The sequence below is a fragment of the uncultured Tenacibaculum sp. genome (assembly GCF_947494125.1).
In the GTDB taxonomy this organism is placed as follows: Bacteria; Bacteroidota; Bacteroidia; order Flavobacteriales; family Flavobacteriaceae; genus Polaribacter.
Genome location: NZ_CANLTU010000007.1, coordinates 71,555 through 88,850, shown reverse-complemented (window position 1 = coordinate 88,850; position 17,296 = coordinate 71,555). Strand labels below are relative to the sequence as shown.

Here is a 17,296-nt window from a genome sequence, read left to right as displayed (position 1 = left end):
TCAAACCTTGTTAGTTAATCTAACAAGGTTTTTTGTTTTTTAACGAATTATATTATAGGTAGTTCTTATTTTTTGATATTAAAAATCTATCGACACCAATTTTTAAAATCTTACAAAAAATGGTATCTTCGCAACTCACTTCATTAATAAAAATTTTAAGAGATAAAATGGCAGATATAGCAAAATTACAAATTGGCGAAAATACGTATGAGTTCCCATTAATTACTGGAACCGAAAATGAAACTGCAATTGATATTAAAACATTGAGAGGAGCTTCTGGAGGTATTATTACTATCGATCCAGGATATAAAAATACAGGTTCTTGCCAAAGTGCTATTACATTTTTAAATGGAGAAGAAGGTATTTTACGTTATAGAGGTTATGCTATAGAAGATTTAGCAGAAAAAGCAGACTTTTTAGAAGTAGCTTTCTTATTAATTTTTGGAGAGTTACCAACAAAAGAACAATTAGAAAAGTTTCATAACGATATTCGTTCAAAAGCGATTGTAGATGAAGATGTAAAGAAAATTATTGAAGCTTTTCCTAAGAATGCACACCCAATGGGAGTGTTATCATCATTAACAAGTGCATTAGTAGCATTTAATCCAACTTCAGTAAATGTAGATTCTGAAGAAGAGATGTATAATGCTATTGTAAAAATATTAGCTAAGTTTCCAGTATTAGTAGCTTGGGCAATGCGTAAAAAACAAGGATTGCCTTTAAATTATGGATCTAAGAAATTAGGATATGTAGAAAACATTATGAAAATGATGTTTGAGCAGCCTAATGAAGATTATGAGATGAATCCAATCATTAAAGACGCATTAGATAAGTTATTAATTTTACATGCAGACCACGAACAAAACTGTTCTACATCTACAGTAAGAATAGTAGGGTCGTCACATGCAGGTTTATTTGCATCATTATCAGCAGGAATTTCAGCTTTATGGGGTCCATTACATGGTGGAGCAAACCAAGCTGTGTTAGAAATGTTAGAAGCGATAAAGAATGATGGTGGGGATACTAAAAAATACATGGCGAAAGCTAAAGATAAAAATGATCCATTCCGTTTAATGGGATTCGGACATAGAGTTTACAAAAACTTTGATCCAAGAGCAAAAATCATTAAGGTAGCTGCAGATGAAGTATTAGCTGATTTAGGAATAGATGATCCAATTTTAGAAATAGCTAAATCATTAGAGCAAGAAGCATTAAACGATGAGTATTTCGTAAAACGTAAGTTATATCCGAATGTAGATTTCTATTCAGGAATTATATACAGAGCAATGGGAATTCCAGTAGAAATGTTTACAGTAATGTTTGCTTTAGGACGTTTACCAGGATGGATTGCTCAATGGAGAGAAATGCGTTTAGGAAAAGAACCAATCGGTCGTCCACGTCAAATTTATACAGGTGAAAACCACAGAGATTTTGTAAAACTAAGTAAAAGATAAAATAACAAAAAGGTGTCATTTAAAATTTAAATGACATTTTTTTATTTAATATAATTGGTAATGAAAGAAATTAAAATTATTAAAAATAGATCAGATATTGGAGCAGGAACACGTGGATCTGATATGGGAGTTGATGCAATAGAAATAGCAGCGATTAATCAAAGCAGTAGTTATTTTGATTCTTATGAATTTGAAGATGTAATTACAGAAAATGAATCTATTTACAATAAAAAGAATAATTCATTTGCTAAACGAATAAATAGTGTTTTTAATCAATGTAAAAGATTAAGTAACCACGTAAAAGTAAATTTACAAGAAGGTAAATTTCCTATTGTAATTTCAGGAGATCATTCATCAGCTTTGGGAACCATAAGTGGTGTAAAAGCGGCATATCCTACAAAAAGAGTAGGTGTGGTTTGGATTGATGCTCATGGAGATTTACATTCACCTTATACTTCGCCATCAGGAAATATTCACGGAATGCCTTTATCGGCAGCTATTGCAGATGATAATTTAGACTGCCAAATAAACGATGTAGATAGAGAGACTGCAGAGTTATGGGATAGAATGAAGAACATAGGAACACCAGGACAAAAAGTTATGCCAGAGGATGTTGTGTTTTTTGGAGTTCGTGATACAGAAGAGCCAGAAAATAAACAAATGGAAAAGCATGGTATTAAGAACTATATGGTTGCAGAAGTTCGATACCGTGGATTAGAAGTTTGTGTACAAGAAGCTTTAGATAAATTATCAGATTGCGATGTTATTTATGTTTCTTTTGATGTTGATGCGATGGATTGTGATATGATTTCTTACGGTACAGGAACACCCGTACCAAAAGGATTCGATCAGTATGAAATAATAGCAATTATAAATAAACTATTAGATAGTAAAAAAGTTGCTTGTGTTGAATTTGTAGAAGTAAATCCATTATTAGATCTTAAAGGAAATAAAATGGCAGAAACTGCTTTCGAAGTACTTCAAGAAGTAACTAAAAAAATTGAGAAAATATAACTGATAAATTATTTCAGTAAAATAAAACGAGCCTTATTATAAGGCTCGTTTTTGTTTTCATAAAAAATGAAAAATTAATTATTCTCATTTGAATAATGAACATAAGTAGCTTTTATTTGAAAGTCTTCAAAGAAACCTTCAACACTTAATGTGCCTTCTTGAAACCCAGGTTTTAATGAAATGTTAACCTTAGCTCTAATTAATTTCGGAGGATTCGGACGAATAGTAATAGTTCCTTTTGATTCAGCATTAACAGAAGTATATCCAGTACTTCCATTAAAATCATCAGTACTTTCAAAATGAAGATTAGTTGTTGAACCTAGTCCCCATAAAGTATTAATTTTAATAGTGCCAATAGCAATATTTTCATTAGAAACAGTATCGTTAGAAAGTGTTAGTTTCATTGTACCAAAAGGACCATTTATAGAATAAGGATTCTGAAAGGCATATTCAGCAATGATACCGATATCTCCAGTTGATAATTTTTCTAATTCATTGTTAGAATCAATTACTTGTGGAATTATTGTAGACATAGTATTTATTTTTTTAATTATAAACGAATAATACCAACAACATGAGGTTTTTGACCTAAAGGTTGGAATATTTCTACAATAGCTTCCCATACTACCATTGAAGGAGGCATAGATGCTTCACATTTAAAACGGTAATTTACTCCAGCAACAACTTGCTTAGAAACTAGTTGAGGAGCATACTTAACACCTACTAAACCAGCAGTAGCTTCATCAAATACCTTACGGTCTTCTGCAGTTAAAGCTGTGTACGGAGACCATCCTCCAACTAATGTTTGGTTTTCTGTTAAAGTTTCAGTTTTCATAATATATAAAGTTTGTGATTAGGTTACCAAAGCTAATAGCAAAGTGTTTCTTTTTACAGGGGGTTTAACCCCTTTATGTTCTGGTTTTTAGCTTTTTATATTTTAGTTTTTTTCTTTTTATTGAATGAATAATTTTGATTATTTTATAGTAGTTTCAAATATGTTGAACTGAATAAAAAAATACTTACATTTGTAACTGTAAGCTTTAGGAGTAGCTAGGAAACTAGTTTGAGAAATATCCTTAGAACCTGATATGGTTAACACCAGCGTAGGAAAAAGTTAGTATCTTAAAATTTAGTATGCGATGTAAATCGGTACTAGATATTCTTCTATAGTTTACTTTAAATATCGAACATGATTTTAATTAAAGTAAACGAAAATAAACACCAGTTTTCAAATAATTTAACAGTAAAGGAATTAATAGTTTCTCTAAAAATTCAAACAAAGGGTATTGCTTTGGCTGTAAATAACAATGTCATAAAAAAAGAAAATTGGATTTCAGAAAACCTTGAGGATAATGACGAAGTTTTAATTATTAAATCAACTCAAGGAGGATAAAAAATAAGTAACAACAACTAATTTGAATCATTAAATAGAAGTATGAAGAAAAAAGATACAGCACCAAGCAAAGGCGTAACTAGACAACCTTTTCCTAGTTCAAAGAAAATATATGTTCAAGGAAAAATACATCCGCAAATAAAAGTAGCGATGCGTGAAATTGAGTTAAGCGATACTGTAGACTCAATGACCAAAAAAAGAACAGCAAATGAACCTGTAACAGTTTACGATACATCAGGACCATACACAGATCCAACTAGTGAAATAAATATTCATAATGGGTTGGAGCGTATTAGAGACGAGTGGATTTTAAATAGAGGGGATGTAGAGCAATTAGAAACCTTTTCTTCAGAGTATTGTAACGAACGATTAAACAATACAAGTTTAGATCATTTACGATTCAATTTTAAAAACAAACCAAAGAGGGCAAAGAAAGGACAAAATGTAACTCAATTATATTATGCAAAAAAAGGAATCATTACTCCAGAAATGGAATACATAGCTATTCGAGAAAATCAACGAATAGATGAAATAACACGTTTATCAAAACAACATCCAGGACAAGATTTCGGAGCAAGTATTCCAGCAAAAGTTACCGCAGAGTTTGTAAGAGAAGAAGTTGCAAGAGGACGTGCGGTAATACCTTCAAACATAAATCATCCTGAAGCTGAACCTATGATTTTAGGAAGAAACTTCTTAGTCAAAATAAATGCAAATATTGGAAACTCAGCAACATCGTCATCAATAGAAGAAGAAGTTGAAAAAGCAGTATGGGCTTGTCGTTGGGGAGCTGATAATATCATGGACTTATCTACAGGTAAAAATATTCATGAAACACGTGAATGGATTATCCGTAATTCTCCAGTTCCAGTAGGTACTGTACCAATTTATCAAGCCTTAGAAAAAGTAAATGGTGTTGCAGAAGACTTAACATGGGAAATATTTAAAGATACTTTAATTGAACAAGCAGAACAAGGTGTAGACTATTTTACCATCCATGCTGGAGTGCGTTTGCGTTATGTACCTATGACAGCAAAACGAATAACAGGAATCGTTTCTCGAGGAGGTTCAATCATGGCAAAATGGTGTTTAGCGCACCATAAAGAAAGCTTTTTATATACACATTTTGAAGAGATTTGTGAGATTATGAAAGCCTACGATGTTGCATTTTCATTAGGAGATGGATTACGCCCAGGATCTATAGCAGATGCGAATGATGAAGCGCAATTTGCAGAATTAGAAACTTTAGGAGAGCTAACTAAAATTGCAAGAAAACACGAAGTTCAGTGTTTTATAGAAGGCCCAGGTCATGTTCCAATGCATATGATAAAAGCAAATATGGATAAGCAATTGGAAGCATGTGATGAAGCGCCATTTTATACTTTAGGCCCTTTAACAACAGACATTGCACCAGGTTATGATCATATAACATCAGGAATAGGTGCAGCAATGATTGGATGGTTTGGATGTGCAATGTTATGCTATGTAACTCCAAAAGAACATTTAGGTTTACCAAATAAAGATGATGTACGAACGGGTGTAGTAACGTATAAACTAGCAGCACATGCAGCAGATTTAGCAAAAGGACATCCAGGAGCGCAACATAGAGACGATGCATTGAGTAAAGCACGTTTTGAATTCCGTTGGGAAGATCAGTTTAATTTAGGATTAGATCCAGAATTAGCAAGAGAATATCATGATGAAACATTACCAGCAGAAGGAGCAAAAATTGCACATTTCTGCTCAATGTGTGGACCAAAGTTTTGTTCTATGAAAATATCACAAGAAGTACGTGATTTTGCAGCTGTAAATAAAGTAGAAGGAGATGAAGTATTTGCAAAAGGAATGGAAGAAAAATCACAAGAGTTTAAAGATAAAGGATCAGAAGTATATCTATAATCAATTGTTAATTATGAGTTACAAATTAATATATAGTTAGATATTTGTAACTCATAATTCTCAACACGTAATTAAAAATTCATGATTGTTTTAATAGCTCCAGAAAAAGATATAGAAAATGAAATCAAAATCCTACATCAATTATTTGAAGAAGGATTGGAATATTATCATTTAAGGAAGCCTTATAAAAATTATGAAGAGCATGTTAAGTTTTTAAATGAGATAGATATTCAATATCATGATAGAATTATAACACATTATTTTCATGAATTAATTAATGAATTCAATTTAAAAGGAATTCATTTTCAAGAACAAAAAAGGCGTGACGCTCTAGAGAATGGAAATCAATATTTTATAGGGTTGAATATGTTGGGAAAAACAATGAGTAGTTCATTTCATGAATCAGAAGAATTAGCTGTTTGTGATATAGAATTTGATTATCATTTATTGAGCCCTGTATTTTCATCAATATCAAAAAAAGGATACGAAGGGAGAGGTTTTGATGTAAACGATATAGACAAAACTATTGTAGGTATGGGAGGTATAAATACAACAACGATAAAAGAAATACTAGAGCTAGGTTTTCAAGGAATAGGGGTTTTAGGTGGTGTATGGAACTCGGAAAATCCAGTAGAAAGTTTTAAAGAAATAAAGTCTCATTACGAGGAAAACATAAAGAAGTAAGTGTTTAAACAAAGAATAGATAACTTCAAGATTTAGCAAGGTTTCGCAATGACTATTAAAAAAGATATTAAAGACTACATTCTAACAATAGCTGGTTTAGATCCTTCAAGTGGCGCAGGAATTACTTCAGATATTAAAACATTTGAAGCTCATAATTTGTATGGATTATCGGTATGTACAGCAGTAACAGTTCAAAATGATATTGACTTTAAAGCTTGTAAATGGGTTGAAAAGGAAATGATTATAAATCAAATAGAAGTTCTCTTTAATCGGTTTACAATATCTGTAGTTAAAATAGGAATTATTCAATCGTGGGAAATATTATTGGAGATTGTAGAAGTTTTAAAAAAGTTAAACCCTACAATAAAAATAATTTTAGATCCAATATTAAAAGCAAGTGCAGGTTTTAAATTTCATTCAGAAGAAAACTTAGAAGTTTTAGAAAAAGTATTGATAGAGTGCGAATTTATAACGCCTAATTATGAAGAGATAAAAGTATTGTTTCCAAAGAAGGCAATAGAAGAAACAATTGATTTTATTTCAGAAAAAACTAACGTATATTTAAAAGGCGGACATCGAACAGAAAAAAAAGGATGGGATGAAGTGTATTACAGTAAAATTGTAAAAATGAACATTCCTCCAAATGTAGATTCAGTTTTTGAAAAACATGGAAGTGGTTGCGTTTTATCAGCAGCATTAGCAGCAAATTTGCTAAAAGAAAAATCATTAGAAGATGCTTGTAAAGCAGCAAAATGGTATACAGAACAATTTTTAAATTCAAATGAAACCTTATTAGGAGTTCATAATTATAAATAATATGGTAAGTAAGTTACAGTATATATCACAAGGAAATACACCGGAAGAACATTTAGAAAACATTCAAAAAGCATGCTCATCTGGGGCGGAGTGGGTACAACTTCGATTAAAAAAACAAGACCCGAAAACAATTTTAGAAACGGCTAAAAAGGCAAGGGAAATAACGGGACATTACCAAACAAGATTAATTATAAACGATTACTATAAAGTAGCAAAAGAAGTAAATGCTGATGGGGTGCATTTAGGAAATAATGACGCTTGCCCATTAAAAGTACGTGCCTATTTGGGGAAGTTTTATAGCATTGGTAGTACAGCAAATACTTTAGAAGATTGTAAGAAGTTACTAGAAAAAAAAGTAGATTATATAGGATTAGGACCTTTTCAATATACAGAAACAAAAAAGAATTTAAGCCCAGTTATAGGAATTGCAGGGTATAAAGTATTAGTTGAGGAATTAAAAACAGAAACACCTATTATAGCTGTTGGCGGAATTACTTTAGATGACGTTACAGAAATTATAAAAGCAGGTGTTTATGGAGTAGCAGTTTCTGGAGCAATAACTAACGATTTTACAAGTATTCCAGTTTTTCATCAAATTTTAAAGGCACCAAGTACGCAAGAGCAAGTGTATAAAATGGGAGATAATAAATAGGGCTATGAGTACAAAATTAACAATAGCTGATAAAAACTTTACTTCACGTTTATTTACAGGAACAGGAAAGTTTAGTACCTCACAGTTAATGAGAGAAGCCTTATTGGCATCGGAAAGTGAACTAATAACAGTTGCTTTAAAAAGAGTAAACGTACAGAATGACGAAGATGATATATTAACGCATTTGAATCATTCAAGAATAAATTTATTACCAAATACATCAGGAGTACGAACGGCAAAAGAAGCAGTTTTTGCAGCAGAATTATCAAGAGAAGCATTGGAAACAAATTGGGTGAAATTAGAAATACATCCAGACCCAAGATATTTATTACCTGACCCAATTGAAACTTTAAAAGCAGCAGAAGAATTGGTAAAACAAGGTTTTGTAGTAATGCCTTATATTCATGCAGATTCTGTTTTATGTAAGCGTTTGGAAGAAGTGGGAGCACAGTGTGTAATGCCATTAGGAGCACCTATAGGAAGCAATAAAGGATTAAAAACATTAGAGTTTTTAGAAATAATAATAGAACAATCTAATGTGCCAGTTATTGTAGATGCAGGAATAGGAGCGCCTTCGCATGCAGCACATGCTATGGAAATAGGAGCAGATGCAGTATTGGTAAATACAGCTATCGCAGTGTCGCAAAACCCAGTAGCAATGGCAAAAGCATTTAAAAAAGCAGTAGAAGCAGGAAGAATGGCTTATGAAGCAAAATTAGCACCTGTAAGGAAGGAAGCAGAAGCAAGTAGCCCATTAACTAGTTTTTTAAATTAACGTCATTACAAGGAGGAATTACGTTACTATACTTCATTTACAATGATAATGGAAGAAAAACAGAAAGAGAGTACATTTAAGAGTGTATTCAATCTATATAATTGGGATACAACACTCCAAAGTATTTTTGAAAAAACTTCAGAAGAGGTGGAGCAAGCTTTAGCAAAAGAAAAATTAGATTCAGAAGATTTTAAAGCGCTAATATCACCAGCTGCGAAACCATATTTAGAGCAAATGGCACAAAAAAGCCGAATGCTAACTAAAAAGCGATTTGGAAATACCATACAAATGTATGCTCCCATGTATTTAAGTAACGAGTGTCAAAATATTTGTACGTATTGTGGTTTTAGCTTAACAAACAAAATTCCGCGCCGAACGTTAACAGATGCAGAAATATTAAAAGAAGTAGCTTTTTTAAAAGAAAAAGGATACGATCATATTCTATTAGTAACAGGAGAAGCAAATAAAACTGTTGGAGTTGAATATATAAAAAATGCAATACAAGTAATACGTTCTCAGTTTTCTAATATTACTATTGAAGTACAACCATTAGATCAAGAAGAATATGAATTATTGATTGAAAATGGATTGTATGCCGTATTAGTATACCAGGAAACATATCATAAGGAAGAATATAAAAAGCACCACCCGAAAGGGAAAAAATCTAATTTTGAATATCGATTAGATACTCCAGATCGTTTAGGAAAAGCAGGGATTCATAAAATAGGATTAGGCGTATTGTTTGGATTAGAAGATTGGAGAGCCGATAGTTTTTTTACAGCTTTACATTTAAAATATTTACAGAAGACTTATTGGAAAACAAAATACTCAATATCATTTCCACGTTTACGACCACATTCAGGAGGACTAGAACCAAAAGTTGAAATGACCGATGCAGATTTGGTACAATTGATATGTGCTTTTAGATTATTTGATGAAGATTTAGAACTATCTATGTCAACCAGAGAAAGTGAAGTATTTAGAAATAATATTGTTAATTTAGGGGCAACTTCTATAAGTGCAGAATCGAAAACCAACCCTGGAGGTTACAGTGTTGAACCACAATCACTAGAGCAATTTGAAACCTCAGACGAACGAAGCACAGAGGAAGTGGTAACCATGCTTAAAGAACAAGGATTAGAAGTAGTTTGGAAAGATTGGGAAGTTTTTAGTTAAAAGAAATACTAAAATTATTAAGAGCACTAAGAATTATAAGTTGCATAATTGTAAAAGGAAATATGTTTACAAAAGAAGAACAAAAACAATACAATCGTCACCTTATTTTAGATAAAATAGGCGTAGAAGGGCAGCAAAAATTAAAACAAGCTAAAGTTTTAGTAATTGGAGCAGGAGGCCTAGGATGTCCAATGTTACAATATTTAACTGCGGCTGGTGTTGGTACGATTGGAATTATGGACGATGATGAGGTAGATCAAAGTAATTTACAGCGTCAGATATTGTATACGATAGACGATATAGGATTCTCAAAAGCAGAAAGCGCTGCAAAACGATTGTCAAAATTAAATCCATTTATCCAGTTTAATGTTTATAAAGAAAAACTAACAAGAACAAATGCAATTGCAATGTTTAAAGCATATGATGTAATTGTAGATGGAAGCGATAATTTTTCAACTCGATATTTAACCAATGATGCTGCCGTGCTAACCAATAAACCGTTAGTATATGGAGCAATCTTTAAGTTTGAAGGACAAGTAAGCGTATTTAATTATAACGAAAGTGCAACATATAGATGTTTATATCCAACGCCACCAAAACCAGAAGAATCGCCAAATTGTTCTCAAATAGGAGTATTGGGTGTATTACCAGGGATTATAGGAAGTTTTCAAGCGAATGAAGTTATAAAAATAATTTGTGGTATTGGAGAGGTATTAGCGAATAAGCTTTTAATGTATAATACCTTAAACATGCGTCAAATGATTTTGAATTTTGAAAAAACAGCAAAATCAAAAGTAACTACGTTGGAAGAGGATTACGATTTTTTCTGTGGAATTAAAACAATAGCAAACGAAATAACATTAGCTGAGTTAGAAGAAAATACTGAAAAGTATAATCTTTTAGATGTTAGAGAAGATTGGGAGCGTGAGCAAAATCATATTGGTGGTAACCATATTCCATTAGGAGAATTACAACAACGATATACAGAAATAAATACCACAAAAAATATAGTAGTGTATTGTAAGTCGGGAATGAGAAGTAAAAAAGCCATCACATTTTTAGAAGAACAGCTACAAGAAATAAAGTTCATCAATTTAAAAAATGGATTAGGATAAAAATATAAAAAGGAATTTTTTAAAATCTAATTTTTATTTAAAACCCACTAAACATAACTTATATTTAATGGGTTTTTTACTAACCTTACTTAATAAACCATTATAGAGTTTGTTAAAACTCTAAATCAACAACTAAATCAAATTCATCATAAATAGCTTTGTCTTTTAAACCGTCAAAGAAACTTGTAGATCCGTATTTTACATTGTATTTAGATCTATCTATTTTTAAAGTAGCATTTGCTTTATTTCCATAAATAGATAGGTTAAGTGTTACAGATTTGGTAATTCCTTTAATCGTTAAATTTCCTTTTATTTTATAAGAATTTTTTCCTGTAGACTTTACGTTTTTAAAAACTAAAGAGGCTGTTGGATTTTTCTTAACTCCAAAGAAATCATCAGATTTTAAATGTCCTTCTAACTTGTTTTTATATTCACCATTTAAGTCAGTACAAGTAATACTTGCCATATCTATAGTAAACTCTCCACCAGTTAATTTCTTTTTGTTAAAGTTTAAAGAACCAGATTTTAAAGCGATCGTTCCTTGATGTGAACCTGTAACTTTATATCCTTTCCAAACAATGTTACTATTTTTTATTTTAATGTCTTTTCTTGTTTCTTTTATTCCTGTAAAAGAAAATGTAAGAAAAGAAAGTACTACTAATGCGCCTATATTTTTGATTGTATTTTTCATTCTATTGTTTTTTAAAATTATGCTGTGTAATAAAATTTTTCTTTAATTATTTGTCCATCCTTCCAATCTTGAACAGCAACTTGCGTGTAGTTTCTAATACCCCAATCTTTGTGAGTATAATCAAAATGCCATTCAACCATTGTAGTATTTTCCCCAATAGTAACTTTTAAAGGTTGTGCACCTCTAAATTCAGTAATAGCAGCAAAAAAATCTTCTTCACGTTGTCTATTGGCAATTTTACCTTCAACAATTGGATTGTCGTTTTCTTGCATAACTACATCGTCATGATAAAATTGATCAAAAGCTTCTAAGGCTTTACCTTGAAGAATCATATCGTTAATTGAGCTGATTTTTTCTAATAAAGTATTCATCTTTTTTAGTTTTAAATATTATGGTACAAATATCTAAAGCATAAAAAAGATAAAAAATGAAGTAGATTATGAAATGATGTTAAACTAGATTAACATTTATTGATTTTGAATTAACTGACTTTTAATTTTACTTAAAAATTCTTTGGTAATACCTAAGTAGGAAGCAATCATATATTGAGGTACACGCTGTTCTATTTTTGGATATGTACTCTTAAAAATTAAATAACGCTCTTTAGCAGAAAGACTAAAGTTTCTAACAATTCTTTTTTGAGAAGCAACAAAAGCACGTTCTACAATTTTTCTAAAAACACGCTCAAGTTTTGGGATTTCAGCATACAATTCTTCTAGATTATCAAAGGTAAATTGAATAAGTTGTGTGTTTTCTATACATTGAACATTAAAGTCGGAAGGAGTTTGAGTTATAAAACTACCTAAATCAGAAGCCCACCAATCTTCAATAGAAAACATAATAACATGTTCCTGACCTTCTAAATTCATATAAAACGTTTTTGTACATCCCGAGACAATAAAATTAACAGTTTTACATACATCACCTTGTTGTGCTATATATTGATCTTTAAGATAATTTCGGTGTGTTATTTTAGAAAGCAGAAAAGCTTCTTCTTCTGGAGTTAAAAGAATGTGTTTGTTTATATAATCTAATAAAGGTTTATTGTTCATTTTAACGTCTAACTAAAAATTTACTTTTTAACTGCTTCGAGTTCTTTAACGTACGACTTTTTTACTAATACCGACATTAATGTATGGCTAAAGTACTTAAAAAAATAAAGATTAGCTTTTAATAAAGAGGGTGTTCCCTTACTAATAGTAAGGTTTTTTCTCGATTGTTTTTTTGTTAATTGCCTATGTTTGAGTAATTAAAAACATATCATTATTATGAAAGAACAAATTTTAAACCTAGGGAAAGTTTTAAGCAAGAAAGATCAAGAAGAAATTAAAGGAGGAAGACCATTCTTTAGTTGTGCCGATTTTTGTAGAACTAGTTGGAGAGACGGAGATAGAGAGTATTATATAGAGGATCAGTTACAAAAATACGGTCTAGATTGGTCTCACTGTGTTTGCTAATATCGAAAGTATAATACGATAATTAATATAGAAATATATTTATATGATAGCTAATACGTAAAAGTGTTAGCTATCATCTTTTTAGTATTTAGGAGTAATGAAACTATAAAGAGTTATACTGTGTTTTATTTATTTTATAATAAACAGAATTTTCAATTCCTTTGCAACTATCATTTTTCCAAAAAATCATTCCTATTTTTTCTAAAACTCTTACTGAAGCTTTATTGTCAATAGAAGCTCTTCCTATTATATTAGTAAGGTTCAAATTTTTAAAACCATATTTTAATGAAGCTTTAGCAGCTTCTGTAGCATAGCCTTTCCCCCAATCTTTCTGAAAAAAACGAAAACCTAAATCAATGAATTCTTCTTCGTTTAATTTTAACCCACACCAACCTACAAACTCATTTGATTCTTTTAGAATAACTGCCCAGCGTCCAAATCCATTTTTTTTATAATCAGTATAATTTTTCAAGAATAATTCAGCATCAGAAATAGAAGAGAAAGGTTGATCACCTGTATACCTCATAACTTCAGAGTTAGCATTGAGATTAAAAAATGGTTCTGCATCAGAAATCATTAGTTCTCGTAGTATTAACCTTTCAGTTTCAATTATTTTGATCATTTATTAATAATATATTTACGTATGATTCACTGTATTGAATAGCACCAAATTAGCAAAAGAAAACTACCTAGCGAATAATTGGTAACGTTTTCTGAGTTGTTACTAGTTTCTTGCTCAAAAACTAGTACATCAGATTTTAAGAATTCTATTCGTGTTTTTTGAAATAAAAATATTGAAACTATAGTGAATGTTTACGAATTCTTTAAAATCAGAGATTATTTAAAAAAATAATAAAAAAAATTATGTATTATCAATTGTAGTTTTATTTAAATTAATCATTTGGTTTACTCCCATATATAAAACTATTAAAGCAATAATTCCAATAACTAAGCTCCCAGTTTTTGTTATTTGAAAAGGCTTAAAAATTATTAAGAATATACTACCTAAAACCCAAGTGTAATCTTGAATTATAATCCAAATAACAGCGAGTTTCCTTTGTCTTTTAATTTCATACCATATGGTTAATGCGAAGTAAATTAGGATGACTCCAACTATCCAAAAAAGGGTATTATTATTGGTTCCAAATATTTTTGCAATTTGTTGATTTATTACAATTAATAGTATGCCTGATATACCTGAGAATAAAGCATTTATTTTTAAAGCGTTTTGTAATTTGTTCATTTGATTTAAATTTAATTGAAACAAATTTCTATAAACAAATTGTAATCTCTCTTGACAAATGGTAGTTAATTCATTTTTCTCAACCTGCTTAAAGACTCTGGAGTAATACCTAGCATAGAAGCTATATATTGAAGTGGAACATTTTTAAAAAGATCTGGCTCTTCATTAAGTAAAGTTTGGAATCGTTGTTTAGCTGTAGTATGAAGTTGAGCAAACATATTTCTTTCTAGTAAAGCAAAGGAATTTGCTAATAAAATATTATCAAACTCTAACCATTTAGACTCTGTTTTGTTAAGTTTAAAGTGATTCTCTCTATTAATAACATAAAGTTTACAATTGGTAATAGCTTGTATGTTCCAATTGTTTCTTGTTTCAAAGATGAAGCTTGAAAGCGAGGTTATAAATTTACCGTTATTACCAATCCATAATGTTATTTCTTTTCCGTCTGCAATATCATACATTCTCATATAGCCAGATTCTATAAAGGCCATTTGTCGACAAGTTTTTCCAGACTTTAAAAAGAATTCTCCTTTAGGTATTTCTAATGGTTCAAAAACTGAAAGAATAGTATCCATTGCTTTTTCTTTAATAGATACTTGATTTAAAATACAGTTTTTTAATTGTTCCATTAGGTTTAATTTTTGTTAATGTGTTTGCGTAGTTAAGTTAACTAAAACTAAGTGATTTATAAAGAGTATTATTGAGGTTAGTTTAATTTAGCAACTTCAATTCTAATAAATTCAGGCAAATAACTTGGAGTACAGTTTTTAGGAACAATTTCATCTTTATAGAGTCCAGTTTTTTCGCCAATGGAAATACATCTTTCACGGTATGCTTCTTGCCATTTACCAATTTGTCCAGCTGTATAATTCATTGCCCATTGAACTTCTGGTTTTTCATCCATCATGTTTTTTTCAATTGCGGTTAATAAGTATTCAGTATTTGAGTATTCAGTATTTCCCATCCATCTTAGTCTAGCTTGGTAATACCAAAAAACTCTTCTTTGTAAATAAGAAGGACTCTTCTCCCAAGTTTCCATAAGTAAGACTATCTTTTTATCTTTTGATAATTGATTTGCCATTAACCAATCCATTAGATGATTTTGCTCATCGTAATTGTGTTTTTGAATATCGTTGTCAATTAGGTTAATTAATTCTTGATTTAGAAGTTTTTTGTCCATTATTAGAATAGCTAATTGACGTGGCATAAATTTTCCAGTAGACCAAAGTTCCATAGCCAATTCATGGTCTTTTTTAATTTCTTTTGCAATTTTTCTTAAATCACCTAATTTAGTTGTTTCCTTGTCTATTTCGTTATATATTTTTTGTGCTTTTAACGATAATTTCATGTTGTTTTTAGGTAGTTTTAAATTTTACGCAGTAATTAATTATAGAGATTATTGTGGCCAATTTTTATTTCATTCTTTTAGCAATTGGATGATCTGAGTTTAATTCTAACAAATCCCATAAGTTTCCATATAAATCCTTAAACACTGCAACAGTTCCGTATTCCGCTTTTTTAGGTTCTCTAACAAATTGCACTCTTTTGGCAATCATTTCTTTATAGTCTCTCCAAAAGTCATCAGTGTTTAAGAATAAAAACACTCTTCCACCAGCTTGATTTCCAATAAAGTTTTCTTGCGTTGTTTTTGAAGCCCTTGCAAGTAAAATTGTTGTTCCTGCTGAGTTAGGAGGTGCTATTACAACCCATCTTTTATCCTGTTCTGGTTGATAAGTATCCTCAATTAAATCGAAGTTGAGTTTTTTAGTATAGAACTCAATCGCCTCATCGTAATCTTTTACAACTAATGCAATATGTACTATAGATTGTTTCATTAAATATTTATTATTTTAATTAGTTACAGCGTGTTTGTGTATGGTTTGTTGAGGTATTAAAAGTAATAAATTTTCGATTTATCTCTTAGTTAAAAATTTGTGTTTTTTTCTTTAGAATGTCAAATCAAAAAGGTTTAATTGAATAGAGTTTAGCACTAAAACCTGTATTAATAACTATAGTTATTGTTATAGTGTTGTTATTTTTTTAGAATACCCAAATAGTTAATCCAAGGTCCAACTTGGTTTTTATATTGTTTCGCCATTACTCGCGATATTTGTCCTAAATGACCTAAATCGTGAACAGCCCAAGTAGAAATAAGTTGCTTTAAATTTACTTCTCCAAATTCTGGGTGAATTCCTGTACGATTATAATCTTTTAGGCTAATATTTAGCGAATTCAATTCATTCAGATTTTGCGTTCTTAATTCTTTAAAATCATCTATTAATTGACTAATTGTCTTTTCTTGATTTCCTTTTAGTTGGGCAAATCTATCAAATGGTTCAAAGAGCTTGTTTTCAGATTCACTTAAAATTGTTTTTATTCTTATGATCCAGTCTGTTTTTTCGCCAAAGATTAAATGACCAACAATATCATACGGACTCCAAGTATTTTTACCTTCGTTATTTTCAATCCATTCTTTAGATAAACCATTCAGTAAAGTATCCAAAACTAGAGGGGTTTTCTCTAAAATTTCTATCGATTTATTTAGTTCGAAGTTCATTCTTACGTTTTTTTAATATACCACAACGTTAGTATATTACTAATATACTTAAAAGAGATAAATTAAAATAGTTTGTTATAAAGTAGCCTCAGTTTTTTATAAAAAATTTGTACAACTCAAAAAGTAATTTTAAAAAGATTGTATAGAAATTTCCCCATTAATATTGTACAGTTTTAAAATAAAAATATTTTAATCTGTACAAAAGAATTGAGCTCATAAGTGTACATATTTAAAAATAAAATATTTTAATCTGTACATATACTGTACAGTTTTTAAATAAAAATTTTTAAAACTGTACAAAATATATAATTAGAACTGTAACTTATTTATAAACTTTTTAGATTTATTGTGTAGGCTAAGAGGAGGATTA

General features: G+C 30.2%; 22 protein-coding genes and 1 riboswitch. Of the genes, 11 read left to right on the top strand and 11 right to left on the bottom strand.

Features of this window, described 5'->3' with window-relative positions; all coding sequences use genetic code 11:
- Positions 1–167: 167 nt before the first annotated feature.
- Entirely contained in the window at positions 168–1,454 is a 1,287-nt protein-coding gene (locus Q0881_RS12305) for a citrate synthase (RefSeq protein WP_299160685.1), read from the top strand.
- 60 nt (positions 1,455–1,514) lie between these two features.
- On the top strand, positions 1,515–2,468 hold the full coding sequence (gene rocF, locus Q0881_RS12300; RefSeq protein WP_299160682.1) for an arginase: 954 nt from the start codon (positions 1,515–1,517) through the stop codon (positions 2,466–2,468).
- Between the two features lie 74 nt (positions 2,469–2,542).
- Here rocF and Q0881_RS12295 read toward each other — a convergent pair whose 3' ends face one another.
- Positions 2,543–3,001: a hypothetical protein gene (locus Q0881_RS12295; RefSeq protein WP_299160679.1), complete on the bottom strand. Its 459-nt coding sequence runs from the start codon at positions 2,999–3,001 to the stop codon at positions 2,543–2,545.
- Positions 3,002–3,018: 17 nt separating this feature from the next.
- Positions 3,019–3,303 carry a hypothetical protein gene (locus Q0881_RS12290; RefSeq protein ID WP_299160676.1) on the bottom strand — a complete coding sequence of 95 codons (285 nt, stop codon included), beginning with the start codon at positions 3,301–3,303 and terminating at the stop codon, positions 3,019–3,021.
- Positions 3,304–3,500: 197 nt separating this feature from the next.
- Positions 3,501–3,595: riboswitch (TPP riboswitch) on the top strand.
- A 62-nt stretch (positions 3,596–3,657) separates the two neighbouring features.
- Between Q0881_RS12290 and thiS the strand changes: the two genes are divergently transcribed.
- From thiS to Q0881_RS12250, 8 genes are all read left to right on the top strand, one after another.
- Positions 3,658–3,861 carry a sulfur carrier protein ThiS gene (gene thiS, locus Q0881_RS12285; RefSeq protein ID WP_299160673.1) on the top strand — a complete coding sequence of 68 codons (204 nt, stop codon included), beginning with the start codon at positions 3,658–3,660 and terminating at the stop codon, positions 3,859–3,861.
- Positions 3,862–3,903: 42 nt separating this feature from the next.
- Positions 3,904–5,760, top strand: a complete 1,857-nt coding sequence (thiC, locus tag Q0881_RS12280) for a phosphomethylpyrimidine synthase ThiC (protein ID WP_299160670.1) — start codon at positions 3,904–3,906, stop codon at positions 5,758–5,760.
- 81 nt (positions 5,761–5,841) lie between these two features.
- Positions 5,842–6,444 (top strand): thiamine phosphate synthase, encoded by a 603-nt coding sequence (locus tag Q0881_RS12275; protein WP_299160667.1) that lies wholly within the window; start codon positions 5,842–5,844, stop codon positions 6,442–6,444.
- Between the two features lie 48 nt (positions 6,445–6,492).
- The gene (locus Q0881_RS12270; protein ID WP_299160665.1) at positions 6,493–7,260 is read left to right on the top strand and encodes a bifunctional hydroxymethylpyrimidine kinase/phosphomethylpyrimidine kinase; all 768 of its coding nucleotides are present in this window, start codon (positions 6,493–6,495) and stop codon (positions 7,258–7,260) included.
- Position 7,261: 1 nt separating this feature from the next.
- A complete protein-coding gene (gene thiE / locus Q0881_RS12265; protein ID WP_299160662.1) occupies positions 7,262–7,912 on the top strand; it encodes a thiamine phosphate synthase in 651 nt (216 codons plus the stop codon).
- Positions 7,913–7,916: 4 nt separating this feature from the next.
- Complete coding sequence (locus Q0881_RS12260) at positions 7,917–8,687, top strand: thiazole synthase (RefSeq protein ID WP_299160659.1); 771 nt, start codon at positions 7,917–7,919, stop codon at positions 8,685–8,687.
- A 48-nt stretch (positions 8,688–8,735) separates the two neighbouring features.
- The gene (gene thiH / locus Q0881_RS12255; protein WP_299160657.1) at positions 8,736–9,863 is read left to right on the top strand and encodes a 2-iminoacetate synthase ThiH; all 1,128 of its coding nucleotides are present in this window, start codon (positions 8,736–8,738) and stop codon (positions 9,861–9,863) included.
- A gap of 62 nt (positions 9,864–9,925) precedes the next feature.
- On the top strand, positions 9,926–10,978 hold the full coding sequence (locus tag Q0881_RS12250) for a HesA/MoeB/ThiF family protein (protein ID WP_299160655.1): 1,053 nt from the start codon (positions 9,926–9,928) through the stop codon (positions 10,976–10,978).
- 112 nt (positions 10,979–11,090) lie between these two features.
- On the opposite strand, the gene Q0881_RS12245 is transcribed toward Q0881_RS12250, so the two are convergent.
- From Q0881_RS12245 to Q0881_RS12235, 3 genes are all read right to left on the bottom strand, one after another.
- Positions 11,091–11,669: a YceI family protein gene (locus tag Q0881_RS12245; RefSeq protein ID WP_299160652.1), complete on the bottom strand. Its 579-nt coding sequence runs from the start codon at positions 11,667–11,669 to the stop codon at positions 11,091–11,093.
- Between the two features lie 17 nt (positions 11,670–11,686).
- Positions 11,687–12,040: a nuclear transport factor 2 family protein gene (locus tag Q0881_RS12240; RefSeq protein WP_299160650.1), complete on the bottom strand. Its 354-nt coding sequence runs from the start codon at positions 12,038–12,040 to the stop codon at positions 11,687–11,689.
- Between the two features lie 96 nt (positions 12,041–12,136).
- Entirely contained in the window at positions 12,137–12,721 is a 585-nt protein-coding gene (locus Q0881_RS12235; RefSeq protein WP_299160647.1) for a Crp/Fnr family transcriptional regulator, read from the bottom strand.
- Between the two features lie 216 nt (positions 12,722–12,937).
- Between Q0881_RS12235 and Q0881_RS12230 the strand changes: the two genes are divergently transcribed.
- On the top strand, positions 12,938–13,126 hold the full coding sequence (locus Q0881_RS12230; protein ID WP_299160644.1) for a hypothetical protein: 189 nt from the start codon (positions 12,938–12,940) through the stop codon (positions 13,124–13,126).
- A 103-nt stretch (positions 13,127–13,229) separates the two neighbouring features.
- Here the strand turns inward: Q0881_RS12230 and Q0881_RS12225 are convergent, their stop codons facing one another.
- The 6 genes from Q0881_RS12225 to Q0881_RS12200 all read right to left on the bottom strand — a co-directional run bounded on the left by Q0881_RS12225 (position 13,230) and on the right by Q0881_RS12200 (position 16,926).
- Positions 13,230–13,748 carry a GNAT family N-acetyltransferase gene (locus Q0881_RS12225; protein WP_299160642.1) on the bottom strand — a complete coding sequence of 173 codons (519 nt, stop codon included), beginning with the start codon at positions 13,746–13,748 and terminating at the stop codon, positions 13,230–13,232.
- A gap of 240 nt (positions 13,749–13,988) precedes the next feature.
- Positions 13,989–14,369, bottom strand: coding sequence for a hypothetical protein (locus Q0881_RS12220; RefSeq protein ID WP_299160640.1), 381 nt, complete (start codon positions 14,367–14,369; stop codon positions 13,989–13,991).
- Positions 14,370–14,434: 65 nt separating this feature from the next.
- Positions 14,435–14,998, bottom strand: a complete 564-nt coding sequence (locus Q0881_RS12215) for a Crp/Fnr family transcriptional regulator (protein WP_299160638.1) — start codon at positions 14,996–14,998, stop codon at positions 14,435–14,437.
- Between the two features lie 77 nt (positions 14,999–15,075).
- A complete protein-coding gene (locus tag Q0881_RS12210) occupies positions 15,076–15,717 on the bottom strand; it encodes a DNA alkylation repair protein (protein ID WP_299160637.1) in 642 nt (213 codons plus the stop codon).
- 64 nt (positions 15,718–15,781) lie between these two features.
- Positions 15,782–16,204 (bottom strand): VOC family protein, encoded by a 423-nt coding sequence (locus Q0881_RS12205; protein WP_299160635.1) that lies wholly within the window; start codon positions 16,202–16,204, stop codon positions 15,782–15,784.
- A gap of 197 nt (positions 16,205–16,401) precedes the next feature.
- Positions 16,402–16,926 (bottom strand): DinB family protein, encoded by a 525-nt coding sequence (locus Q0881_RS12200; protein ID WP_299160632.1) that lies wholly within the window; start codon positions 16,924–16,926, stop codon positions 16,402–16,404.
- Positions 16,927–17,296 lie beyond the last annotated feature (370 nt).

Excerpts from the sequence above, each read along its gene's own strand:
- Q0881_RS12305 (WP_299160685.1), top strand. The coding sequence starts at position 168 with ATGGCAGATATAGCAAAATTACAAATTGGCGAAAATACGTATGAGTTC.
- rocF (WP_299160682.1), top strand. The coding sequence starts at position 1,515 with ATGAAAGAAATTAAAATTATTAAAAATAGATCAGATATTGGAGCAGGA.
- Q0881_RS12295 (WP_299160679.1), bottom strand. The coding sequence starts at position 3,001 with ATGTCTACAATAATTCCACAAGTAATTGATTCTAACAATGAATTAGAA.
- Q0881_RS12290 (WP_299160676.1), bottom strand. The coding sequence starts at position 3,303 with ATGAAAACTGAAACTTTAACAGAAAACCAAACATTAGTTGGAGGATGG.
- thiS (WP_299160673.1), top strand. The coding sequence starts at position 3,658 with ATGATTTTAATTAAAGTAAACGAAAATAAACACCAGTTTTCAAATAAT.
- thiC (WP_299160670.1), top strand. The coding sequence starts at position 3,904 with ATGAAGAAAAAAGATACAGCACCAAGCAAAGGCGTAACTAGACAACCT.
- Q0881_RS12275 (WP_299160667.1), top strand. The coding sequence starts at position 5,842 with ATGATTGTTTTAATAGCTCCAGAAAAAGATATAGAAAATGAAATCAAA.
- Q0881_RS12270 (WP_299160665.1), top strand. The coding sequence starts at position 6,493 with ATGACTATTAAAAAAGATATTAAAGACTACATTCTAACAATAGCTGGT.
- thiE (WP_299160662.1), top strand. The coding sequence starts at position 7,262 with ATGGTAAGTAAGTTACAGTATATATCACAAGGAAATACACCGGAAGAA.
- Q0881_RS12260 (WP_299160659.1), top strand. The coding sequence starts at position 7,917 with ATGAGTACAAAATTAACAATAGCTGATAAAAACTTTACTTCACGTTTA.
- thiH (WP_299160657.1), top strand. The coding sequence starts at position 8,736 with ATGGAAGAAAAACAGAAAGAGAGTACATTTAAGAGTGTATTCAATCTA.
- Q0881_RS12250 (WP_299160655.1), top strand. The coding sequence starts at position 9,926 with ATGTTTACAAAAGAAGAACAAAAACAATACAATCGTCACCTTATTTTA.
- Q0881_RS12245 (WP_299160652.1), bottom strand. The coding sequence starts at position 11,669 with ATGAAAAATACAATCAAAAATATAGGCGCATTAGTAGTACTTTCTTTT.
- Q0881_RS12240 (WP_299160650.1), bottom strand. The coding sequence starts at position 12,040 with ATGAATACTTTATTAGAAAAAATCAGCTCAATTAACGATATGATTCTT.
- Q0881_RS12235 (WP_299160647.1), bottom strand. The coding sequence starts at position 12,721 with ATGAACAATAAACCTTTATTAGATTATATAAACAAACACATTCTTTTA.
- Q0881_RS12230 (WP_299160644.1), top strand. The coding sequence starts at position 12,938 with ATGAAAGAACAAATTTTAAACCTAGGGAAAGTTTTAAGCAAGAAAGAT.
- Q0881_RS12225 (WP_299160642.1), bottom strand. The coding sequence starts at position 13,748 with ATGATCAAAATAATTGAAACTGAAAGGTTAATACTACGAGAACTAATG.
- Q0881_RS12220 (WP_299160640.1), bottom strand. The coding sequence starts at position 14,369 with ATGAACAAATTACAAAACGCTTTAAAAATAAATGCTTTATTCTCAGGT.
- Q0881_RS12215 (WP_299160638.1), bottom strand. The coding sequence starts at position 14,998 with ATGGAACAATTAAAAAACTGTATTTTAAATCAAGTATCTATTAAAGAA.
- Q0881_RS12210 (WP_299160637.1), bottom strand. The coding sequence starts at position 15,717 with ATGAAATTATCGTTAAAAGCACAAAAAATATATAACGAAATAGACAAG.
- Q0881_RS12205 (WP_299160635.1), bottom strand. The coding sequence starts at position 16,204 with ATGAAACAATCTATAGTACATATTGCATTAGTTGTAAAAGATTACGAT.
- Q0881_RS12200 (WP_299160632.1), bottom strand. The coding sequence starts at position 16,926 with ATGAACTTCGAACTAAATAAATCGATAGAAATTTTAGAGAAAACCCCT.